This is a genomic window from bacterium, from assembly GCA_036524115.1.
Taxonomy (GTDB): Bacteria; JAUVQV01; JAUVQV01; order JAUVQV01; family DATDCY01; genus DATDCY01.
In genome coordinates this window covers 1-9,417 of sequence record DATDCY010000090.1, presented here as the reverse complement: position 1 = coordinate 9,417, position 9,417 = coordinate 1, and the positions used below count along the sequence as shown (strand labels likewise).

Below are 9,417 nucleotides of genomic sequence, written 5' to 3'. Positions count from 1 at the left end.
GGCCGGGGCGGACGCCGCCGGTTCGGGCGCGCGCCGCGCCACCCGCGAGCCGGTCATCACGCCGAGGCTGAAGAGCGCGACCGCCGCGAGGACGACGCCCGCGAGCGCCGCCCCCACCCGCAGCGGCCGGGGCCCGCTCCGATCCGTCGCGACGGCCGACCTGGTCACATCTGGTCCGGGGCCGGGACGCCCATGAGCCCGAGGCCGTTGCGCAGCACGACCCCGACCCCGCGCGCCAGGGCGAGGCGGGCCCGGCTGGTCTCGACGTCCTCGGAGATGACGCGCACGCGGTTGTAGTAGCCGTGGAACGCCGCGGCGAGCCCCACGAGGTACTGCGCGAGCGGGTGCGGCTCCAGGCCGCGCGCACAGGCGGCGAGAACGTCCGGGAAGGATGCGGCCCGCTTGATGAGCGAGAGCTCCTCGGGCAGGGCCAGCCGCTCGAGATCCGCCCCGGCGTCGTCGAGGCCGCCCGCGCCGCGCTCGGCCTGCGTGCGGAAGATGCTGGCGATGCGCGCGTGCGCGTACTGCACGTAGAAGACCGGGTTGTCCGCCGTCTTCGCCTTGGCCAGCTCGAGGTCGAACTCGAGGTGGCTCTCGCAGCGGCGGGTGACGAAGAAGAAGCGCGCGGCGTCGGCGCCCACCTCCGCGACCACCTCGGCCAGCGTCGTGAACTCGCCCTCGCGCTTGCCCATCGCGACGGCCTTGCCGCCGCGGGTCAGCGTCACGAGCTGGATCAGCCGCACCGCGAGCGCGTCCGCGGGCTGCCCGAGCGCCTGCACGACCGCCTGCATCCGCGGGATGTAGCCGTGGTGGTCGGCCCCCCAGATGTCGATCACGCGCTCGAAGCCGCGGCGGAACTTGTCCGCGTGGTAGAGGATGTCGGAGGCCAGGTAGGTGCGGCTGCCGTCGTTCTTGACCACGACGCGGTCCTTGTCGTCGCCGAAGGCGGTGGAGCGGAACCACAGGGCGCCCTCCTGCTCGAACAGCAGGTCGCGCGCGCGCAGCTGCTCCACCAGGGCCTCCCAGGCGCCCGGCCGGTAGAGCGAGCGCTCCGAGAACCAGACGTCGAAGCGCACGCCGAAGGCCTCGAGGTCGCGCCGGATCCAGGCGAGGATGGTCGCCATCGCCTCCTCGCCGAGCGTGGCCGGCGCCTGCTCGTCGGGCAGCGCGAGCAGGGAGGCGCCGTGCCGCGCGACGGCGTCGCGCGCGAGGTCGCGGACGTAGTCGCCCTTGTAGCCGTCCTCGGGGAAGCGCGCCTCGCCGCCGAGCTGCTCGCGGCAGCGGGCGAGGACGGAGCGCGCGAGCGTCTCGACCTGGCGGCCCGCGTCGTTGACGTAGAACTCGCGGACGACCGCGTGGCCCGTGGCCTCGAGCACGCGGCAGAGGATGTCGCCGACGGCGGCCCCGCGGCCGTGCCCGAGGTGCAGCGGCCCGGTCGGGTTGGCGCTGACGAACTCGACCTGGACGCGGCGGCCCTGGCCGAGGTCCGAGCGGCCGTACGCGGCGTCCTGCGCGGCGATGCCGGCGAGCGCCGCCAGCCAGCGCTCGCGCCGGATGGTGATGTTGATGAATCCCGGGCCGGCGACCTCGGCCTTCGCGATCAACCCGTCGCCCGCGGGGAGGGCGGCGAGGATGGCCTGGCCCAACTCGCGCGGCGGGATCTTGCGACCGACCGCGCGCGAGGCCAGCTCCATCGCCGCGCTGGTGGTGAAGTCGCCGAAACGCTCGTCGCGGCACTGCTCGATCAGGCCCGCGGGGTCAGGCCGCCACTGGAGGCCGCGGTCCGCTGCGACCTTCGCGACCGCCGCGCCGACGTGGGCCGCCAACTCCTGTTTCACGGGGTAACCCTCCGGGTGGACGCCGTTTTTCAGCGTTTCAGTATAGCGGCCCGGAGCCCGGAAGGAAAGAGTCGCGCCGCGCGCGCGGCCCGCGCGGCACTTGCCAGCGACGGTCGCGCCGTCTACACTGCGGTGCGGCACAGGGGCGGAGGGGGCGCGATGAAGGCGGGCGGGGATGACGCCAGGGTGGAAATACTGGTCGTCGACGACGAGCGCAGCATCGCCGAGTCCCTCCAGTGCTTTCTCGAGGGGATCGGGTTCCGGGTGGTCACCGCCGCCGACGGCCAGGAGGGGCTGCGGATCTTCCGGGAGCGGCGGATGCCGCTGGTCCTCAGCGACATCAACATGCCGGGCCTCAGCGGGCACGAGCTCCTGCGCGAGATCAAGTCGGAGGTCTCCGACACCGAGGTGATCATCGTCACCGGCTTCGCGACCATCGACGGCGCCGTCCAGGCGATCAAGGACGGGGCCAGCGACTATCTCATCAAGCCCTTCCGCATCGGGACGATCCAGACCACCGTCGAGAAGGCCCTGCAGCACCGCGCTCTCGTCATCGAGAACCGCCGCCTGCAGGAGAACTCGCTGAACGTGCTGCGCACGATGGTCAACGTCCTGGAGCAGCGCGACTCCTACACCGCCGGCCACTCGCGGCGGGTGACCGAGGTTGCCCTGACCATCGCGGCGCGCGTCGGGGTCTCCGACGACGAGCTCAAGACGCTGCGGCTGGCGGGGCTCATCCACGACGTCGGGAAGATCGGCATCGAGGACACCATCCTGCGCAAGCCGGCGCGGCTGACCGACGAGGAGTACTCGGTGATCCGCACGCACCCCGAGCGCGGCGTGCAGATCATCGAGCCGCTGGATTTCCTCCGCGGGACGCTGCCGATCGTCCGCCACCACCACGAGAGCTACGACGGCCGCGGGTACCCCGCCGGCCTCGCCGGCGAGCGCATCCCGCTGGGCTCGCGGATCATCGCGATCGCCGACACCTACGACGCCATCACCTCGTCGCGCGCCTACCGCACGGCGCGCTGCCGCGGCGACGCGCTCGCCGAGATCCAGCGCTGCGCCCGCGCGCAGTTCGACCCGGAGCTCGTCTCGCTCTTCACGGAGATCTGCGACGGCGCCGGCGACGAGCCCTTCCGCTGGGAAGGCGACGCGGCGACGCTGGCCCCCTAGGCACCCCTCGCGAAGGAGACGGGCAGTTCATGACGACGCTCAAGAAGAACCTGATGTTCGCCGCGGGGGCGCTGCTCGTCGTCGGCGCGCTGTCCATGCTCTCGCAGCAGCGCAAGCACCGGTACGTGCCGGTCGACGACAACCACCCGCGCCCGCTCGTGGTGGCCGCGTGCCGCGACTGTCACGCGCCCGGCAAGATGGCGCCGCAGCCGCCGGAGCACCCGCCGAAGGACGCGTGCATGCTCTGCCACCGGGACCCCACAAAAAAGAAGTAGTTCGTCCCGGGCATCGGGACACTAGGCCGCTCAGAACGGTCCAGATGCAAGGAGCGCGACGATCCGGCGACTGAGGTGGCCTGGTGGCCACCGCAGGGACTTCCCGCACTCGCGGGGCTCGCACGGGTAAGGCGCCGCCGATGGGCCGTTATCAGCGGCCTAGTCCCACTCCTCGACGACTTTGATGGTCTGGATGGAGTGCTTGGCGATCACCATGAAGGGGAAGGTCTCCCCGGTCTCGACGTCCCGCGCCTCCTTGAGGTTGAGGAACTGCTCGAGCTTGGTGAGGACCTCCGAGAGCCGGCGGTCCGGGTACGGCGAGAAGAAGATCCCCTCGTACTCGGCGTTCTGCGTGCGGACCCGGACGCGGTACTTGCGCGACTGCGCGATCGGGAGCTGTTCGGCCTTCGGCTGCATGCTGGTCTCCTCGCCCTGAGCGGGCCGTCACCGGATGGCCGCATCCTAGCGGCTTTCGCGGCCGCCGACAAGGGTCCGGCCTGCCGCCCCGCGCGAGCCACGGCGTGGCCGGCTTGACAGCATGCGGCGGCGCTTCTATAACCCCGACCTACGGGGAAACCGCGGGAAACGGCCCCCGCCGGGGCCGACGACAACAGGAGGCGCAAACGATGTCATCGTGGGGACTGAAGAACCGTCTGGCGCGGATCATCCGCCCGGCGACCGGCCGGACCGTCATGCTCGCCGTCGACCACGGCTACTTCCTCGGGCCGACGACCGGACTTGAGGATCCCGGCGCGACGATCGCGCCGCTGGCCGCGTACGCCGACACCCTGATGCTCACGCGGGGCGTGCTGCGCTCCTCCGTCGACCCGCGGGTCGACACGCCGATCGTGCTGCGCGTCTCGGGCGGGACGAGTATCCTCTCCGAGCTCTCGAACGAGGGGATCGTGACGACGATGGAGGACGCCGTGCGCCTCAACGCCGCCGGCGTCGCGCTCTCGATCTACGTCGGCGCGCCGCACGAGCGCCAGACGCTGATGTCGCTGGCGCAGCTCGTCGACGAGGGCGAGCGGCACGGCATCCCCGTGCTCGCGGTGACCGCGGTCGGCAAGGACATGGTCCGCGACGTGCGCTACCTCTCGCTCGCCTGCCGGATCGCGGCCGAGCTGGGCGCGCACTTCGTCAAGACCTACTACTGCGACAACTTCGAGCGCCTCGTGCGCACCTGCCCGGTGCCGGTCGTCATCGCCGGCGGCAAGAAGCTCCCGGAGAAGGAGGCGCTCGAACTGGCGGCGAATGCGGTGCGCGACGGCGCGAGCGGCGTCGACATGGGGCGCAACATCTTCCAGTCGGAGTCGCCCGTGGCGATGATCCAGGCGGTGCGCGCGGTCGTGCACGGCGGGGCGACGGCGGCGCAGGCCTACGAGCTGTTCAAGTCGCTCAAGCGCTCGGCGTCGCGCAAGGCCCGCCCCAAGGCGCGCGCGAAGCGCTAGCGCGCCGGCGGCGGTCGGGCTGCGGACGGGGCCATGCGCGCGGGCGTCTACTACTCCAACAGCGACCTGCGGATCGAGGAGCGCCCGCGGCCGGCCGCCGGCCCCGGCGAGATCGTCGTGCGCATCGTCGCCTCCGGCGTCTGCGGCTCCGACGTCCTCGAGTGGTACCGCATCAAGAAGGCGCCGCTCGTGCTCGGCCACGAGGTCGCGGGGACGGTGGCGGAGATCGGCGAGGGCGTCACGGCGTGGAAGGTCGGCGACCGCGTCGCGGTGACGCACCACGTCCCCTGCAACACCTGCCCGGCGTGCCGCGGCGGCCACCACACCGCCTGCCAGACGCTGCACACGACGAACTTCGACCCGGGCGGGTTCACCGAGTTCGTGCGCGTGCCGCCGCTGCAGACGGATCGCGGGGTGTTCCGGCTGCCGGAGGGGGTCACGTTCGAGGAGGGGACGTTCGCCGAGCCGCTGGGGTGCGTCGTGCGCGCGCAGCGGCTGGCGCGCGTCGGACCCGGCGACGCGGTGCTGGTGATGGGCAGCGGCATCTCGGGCCTGCTGCACATCGCGCTGGCGCGCGCGCTGGGCGCCGGGACGATCCTGGCGACGGACGTCCACCCCTGGCGGCTCGAGGCGGCGCGGCGCTTCGGCGCGGCGGCGGCGTTCTGCGCGGGTCCCGAGGTCCCCGCGCAGGTGGCGTCGGCGACGGGGGGGCGCATGGCGGACCGCGTCATCGTCTGCACGGGCGCGACGGCGGCGGTGAACCAGTCGATGCGCCTGGTCGCGAGCGGCGGCACGGTGCTCTTCTTCGGCGCGCCGGACCAGGAGGGCGCGGCCGTGATTCCGTTCCCCGAGATCTGGCGGCGCGAGATCACGCTGCAGACGTCCTACGGCGCGGCCGGCGCGGACCTGGCGACCGCCCTGGAGCTGATCCGGGCGCGGCGCGTTCCGGTCGCGGAGATGATCACGCACCGCTTCCCGCTCGAGCGCATCGGGGAGGCCTTCGCGACCGTGGCGGCCGGCGGCGAGTCCATCAAGGTGATCGTCGAGCCCTGAGGGCGCGGTGACGCCGCGGCGCCGCGCGCAGTCCCGGATCATTCTCGTTCTTCTCGCGGCGATCACGCTGTCTGCGTACTGGCCCGTACTCGGCAACGGTTTCGTCGGTATTGACGACGACCAGTACATCACGCACAACCCGGCGGTGACCAGGGGACTCAGCTGGAACGGGGCGGCCTGGGCGCTCGGGACCTTCCACGCCGGGAACTGGCACCCGCTCACGTGGTTGTCGCACATGATCGACGTGACCCTCTTCGGCATGAACGCTTCCGGGCACCATTTCGTCGGCCTGCTTCTCCACCTCGTGAGCGCCTTGCTCCTGTTCACGCTTCTCGAACGTGCGACGGCGGCGCTCTGGCCGAGCGCCGCGGCCGCGGCGCTCTTCGCGGTGCACCCGCTGCACGTGGAGTCCGTGGCCTGGGCTTCCGAGCGCAAGGACGTCCTCTCGGCGCTCTTCTGGGTGCTGACCCTTGCCGCCTACACGCAGTATGCCCGTCGGCCGGGCCCGCGCCGCTTCCTCGCTGTGGCGGTGTCGTACGCGTTGGGCCTGGCGGCCAAGCCGATGCTTGTGAGCCTCCCCTTCGTCCTGCTGCTCCTCGATTGCTGGCCCCTTGGCCGCCTCAGGCGCCCGGCCCGGGCGGGTGAGGCGGCGCCGGCAGGCGCGAGGCCGCTCTCCGGCCTCGTACTCGAGAAATTCCCGCTGTGTGTGCTGGCGGCGGCCTCGGCGGCCGTGACCCTCGTCGCCCAGCGCCGCGGCAACGCGGTCGCGAGCTGGGCGCACGTGGATTTCGGGGTGCGCGCGGCCAACGCCGCTGTCTCCTATCTCGTGTATCTTGGCAAGACGATCTGGCCGAGCGGCCTCGCCGTCTACTACCCCCATCCGGAGAGTACACTGCAGACGGGCCTCGTGCTGAGCTGTACTGCGGCCCTCGTTGCCCTGAGCGCGGCGGCGATCCGCGCCGGGCGGCGCTTCCCCTACCTGCCCGTCGGCTGGCTCTGGTACGTCGGGACCCTCGTGCCGGTGATCGGCCTCGTCCAGGTCGGCGCCCAGGGGCACGCTGACCGCTACACCTACGTCCCTCTCGTCGGGGTCTTCGTCGCGGCGGCGTGGGGGCTGCGCGATCTGGCGGCCGGGAGGCGCCGGTGCGCCACGGCGCTGGCCGTCGCCGCGGTCGCCGGGGTGTCCGCCCTTGTCGTGGCAACCGTCGCGCAGGCCGGCTACTGGCGTGACAGCGGGACCCTCTTTCGGCACGCTCTCGCCGTGACGGAGGACAACTGGTTGGCCGAGAACGACCTGGGGGTCTTCCTGGCCGACCGGGGCCGGCCGGAGGAAGCATTCGCCCATTACGAGCGGGCGCTCCGGCTCCATCCCGACTACTCGCACGCCCACTTCAACGTCGGCAACGTTCTGCTCGGCGCGGGCAACGCCAAGCGCGCATTCGACCACTATCGGACGGCTGCGCGCCTCTCCCCGCGCGACGCCCGGTTCGCGTACGGCGTCGGGCAGGCGCTCAGCGCGCTCGGGAGGCGGCGCGAAGCGGAGGACCAGTTCCGCGAGGCGCTGCGGCTCGAGCCGGACTTCCCCGAGGCGCACAACAACCTTGCCGTCTCGCTGTTCGCTGCGGGCCGCTTTGAGGAGGCCGGCAGCCACCTCGCGGAGGCGGTGCGACTCGACTCCTCCAACCCCAGTGCTCAGTACAACCTGGGCATCTACCTTCTCGGGCGGGGACGGCGCGACGAGGCGACCACCCGCTTTCGCGAGGCGCTGCGACTCGACCCGGGTTACGCCGCGGCCCGGGAGAGGCTTGCGCAGCTCGCGGGCGGCTCGCCTGCGCCGGGCCGGTAGCCGTCACCGGTCCAGCTTGTAGCCGACCTGCCGCACCGTCTTGATGTGGCGCGGGCGCGCCGGGTCCCTCTCCAGCTTCTGGCGCAGCGCCAGGATGTAGTTGTCGACCGTGCGCGCCGTCCCCTCGAAGTCCCAGCCCCAGACCCGCTCGAGGATCGCCTCGCGCGTGAAGGGCCGGCCCGGGTGGCGCGCGAGCAGCGAGAGCAGATCGAACTCCTTGGCCAGCAGCGTCACCGCGCGCCCGCCGCGACGCACCTGCCGCGCGCCGAGGTCGATCACGAGGTCGCCGAAGGCGATCGGCTCGGGTGCCGCGCGCCGACGGCTGCGCCGCAGCATCCCCTCGACGCGGGCGATCAACTCCGGGAGCTGGAAGGGCTTGGTGACGTAGTCGTCGGCGCCGGTCTGGAACCCGGTGACCTTGTCGGCCACCTGGCCCCGCGCCGAGAGGATGAGCACCGGGACGTCCAGCTCGCGCTCGCGCAGCCTGCCGAGCACTTCGAAGCCGTCGAGCCCGGGGAGCATCAGGTCGAGCACGATCACGTCGGGCCGCTCTTCGACTGCCAGCCGCACGCCGCTCTCGCCGTCCGCCGCCGCCAGCACGCGGTAGCCGCGCAGCTGGAAGTTCATCGCCAGCCCCTCGCGCAGCGAGCGGTCGTCCTCGACCACCAGGATGGTCCCCGCCGCCCCGCTCGTCGGGGGTGTGGCGCCGGCGGCGCTCATGGCGCGTCCCCGGCGGCGGACGCGCGCGGCAGCCGGATCGTGAAGCGGCTGCCCACGCCCTCCCGGGAGTCCACGGTGATCGTCCCACCCATCTCCCTGACGGTGTGGAGCACGATGGCCAGCCCGAGCCCGGTGCCGGCGCTGCCGGCGCCCAGCACGCGATAGAAGGGCTCGAAGACGCGCTTCACCTCCCGGGCCGGGATGCCGATGCCGTTGTCCGCGACGGCGACGAGCACCTGCGGACCCTCGTCGCGGGCCTCCACGCTGATCCGGCGGGGCGGCGCGGAGTACTTCCAGGCGTTGACGAGGAGGTTGAGGAGCGCCTGCGCGAGGGCGCCCGGGTCGTGGCGGACGGCGGCGGCGCTCTCGCACGCGAGGGCCACCTCGCCCTCGTCGGGGGGCACCATCCGCCTGAAGCGCGCGACGGTCTCCTCGAGCACCGGCCCGATGGGGCCCGTCGCCCAGTGCGGCGAACCGCGGTCGCGCGCGGCGGCGCGCCAGCTGAGCACGCGGTCGACCATGGCGTCGAGCCACTCGGTCTCGCGCACGATCGTGCGCAGGCTCTCCTGCGCCTTCGCCGGCTCCGCGGCGAGGAGGCCGGACTGCAGCGTCTGCGCGTGCACGCGGATCGCCGCCAGCGGCGTGCGCAGCTCGTGGGTGACGTTCGCGAGCAGGTCGGACTGCAGCCGCACCAGGCGGGCGCGGCGGCCGAGGAGCACGTAGAGGATCACGGCGCCGCCGATGGCCGCGACCGTGAAGCAGACCACGAGGACGCCCAGCACCAGCGTCAGCGAGCCCTCGCCGGCGACGATGGCGACGATGCCCGCCGCCGTCGAGAGCAGCACCGGGAGGACCACGCCCACCGAGAGCGTGACGAACGGCGGGACCAGGCTCAGACTGCGCCGGATCCGGTCGATCTGCTGCGAGTGCCCGCCCTGCATGGCCCCCTTCGTATACTCCGGGCCGAGCGGCCGGGCAAGTCTGCGGGCGGTTCTAGGGGCGGGCGGCCGCCCTGGCGCCCGCCGGGCTCGGGCACGGCTCGAGCGCCTCGTGCC

Annotated in this window: 9 protein-coding genes; 5 read left to right on the top strand and 4 right to left on the bottom strand. The window is 72.7% G+C overall.

The window, feature by feature from the left end; all coding sequences use genetic code 11:
• Positions 1 to 164 precede the first annotated feature (164 nt).
• Positions 165 to 1,838 (bottom strand): arginine--tRNA ligase, encoded by a 1,674-nt coding sequence (gene argS / locus VI078_04290; GenBank protein HEY5998505.1) that lies wholly within the window; start codon positions 1,836 to 1,838, stop codon positions 165 to 167.
• 159 nt (positions 1,839 to 1,997) lie between these two features.
• Between argS and VI078_04285 the strand changes: the two genes are divergently transcribed.
• Both VI078_04285 and VI078_04280 read left to right on the top strand, forming a co-directional pair.
• The gene (locus VI078_04285; GenBank protein HEY5998504.1) at positions 1,998 to 3,017 is read left to right on the top strand and encodes an HD domain-containing phosphohydrolase; all 1,020 of its coding nucleotides are present in this window, start codon (positions 1,998 to 2,000) and stop codon (positions 3,015 to 3,017) included.
• A gap of 29 nt (positions 3,018 to 3,046) precedes the next feature.
• On the top strand, positions 3,047 to 3,292 hold the full coding sequence (locus VI078_04280) for a hypothetical protein (protein HEY5998503.1): 246 nt from the start codon (positions 3,047 to 3,049) through the stop codon (positions 3,290 to 3,292).
• 159 nt (positions 3,293 to 3,451) lie between these two features.
• Here the strand turns inward: VI078_04280 and VI078_04275 are convergent, their stop codons facing one another.
• Complete coding sequence (locus tag VI078_04275) at positions 3,452 to 3,709, bottom strand: hypothetical protein (protein HEY5998502.1); 258 nt, start codon at positions 3,707 to 3,709, stop codon at positions 3,452 to 3,454.
• A gap of 209 nt (positions 3,710 to 3,918) precedes the next feature.
• Here VI078_04275 and lsrF point away from each other — a divergent pair, with 209 nt between their 5' ends.
• Genes lsrF through VI078_04260 form a run of 3 tightly spaced genes read left to right on the top strand, consistent with a single transcriptional unit; the run spans position 3,919 to position 7,642 of the window.
• Positions 3,919 to 4,743 (top strand): 3-hydroxy-5-phosphonooxypentane-2,4-dione thiolase, encoded by an 825-nt coding sequence (gene lsrF, locus VI078_04270; GenBank protein ID HEY5998501.1) that lies wholly within the window; start codon positions 3,919 to 3,921, stop codon positions 4,741 to 4,743.
• Between the two features lie 33 nt (positions 4,744 to 4,776).
• Positions 4,777 to 5,796, top strand: coding sequence for an alcohol dehydrogenase catalytic domain-containing protein (locus VI078_04265; GenBank protein HEY5998500.1), 1,020 nt, complete (start codon positions 4,777 to 4,779; stop codon positions 5,794 to 5,796).
• Positions 5,797 to 5,803: 7 nt separating this feature from the next.
• The gene (locus VI078_04260) at positions 5,804 to 7,642 is read left to right on the top strand and encodes a tetratricopeptide repeat protein (protein HEY5998499.1); all 1,839 of its coding nucleotides are present in this window, start codon (positions 5,804 to 5,806) and stop codon (positions 7,640 to 7,642) included.
• A 3-nt stretch (positions 7,643 to 7,645) separates the two neighbouring features.
• Here the strand turns inward: VI078_04260 and VI078_04255 are convergent, their stop codons facing one another.
• Positions 7,646 to 8,362, bottom strand: a complete 717-nt coding sequence (locus VI078_04255; protein HEY5998498.1) for a response regulator transcription factor — start codon at positions 8,360 to 8,362, stop codon at positions 7,646 to 7,648.
• Positions 8,359 to 9,303 (bottom strand): HAMP domain-containing sensor histidine kinase, encoded by a 945-nt coding sequence (locus VI078_04250; GenBank protein ID HEY5998497.1) that lies wholly within the window; start codon positions 9,301 to 9,303, stop codon positions 8,359 to 8,361. Before VI078_04250 ends, VI078_04255 begins: the two co-directional genes overlap by 4 nt.
• Positions 9,304 to 9,417: the final 114 nt, after the last annotated feature.

Bases quoted from the DNA above. Each gene is read 5' to 3' on its own strand.
- VI078_04285 (HEY5998504.1), top strand. From the start codon at position 1,998: ATGAAGGCGGGCGGGGATGACGCCAGGGTGGAAATACTGGTCGTCGAC.
- VI078_04280 (HEY5998503.1), top strand. From the start codon at position 3,047: ATGACGACGCTCAAGAAGAACCTGATGTTCGCCGCGGGGGCGCTGCTC.
- VI078_04275 (HEY5998502.1), bottom strand. From the start codon at position 3,709: ATGCAGCCGAAGGCCGAACAGCTCCCGATCGCGCAGTCGCGCAAGTAC.
- lsrF (HEY5998501.1), top strand. From the start codon at position 3,919: ATGTCATCGTGGGGACTGAAGAACCGTCTGGCGCGGATCATCCGCCCG.
- VI078_04265 (HEY5998500.1), top strand. From the start codon at position 4,777: ATGCGCGCGGGCGTCTACTACTCCAACAGCGACCTGCGGATCGAGGAG.
- VI078_04255 (HEY5998498.1), bottom strand. From the start codon at position 8,362: ATGAGCGCCGCCGGCGCCACACCCCCGACGAGCGGGGCGGCGGGGACC.
- VI078_04250 (HEY5998497.1), bottom strand. From the start codon at position 9,303: ATGCAGGGCGGGCACTCGCAGCAGATCGACCGGATCCGGCGCAGTCTG.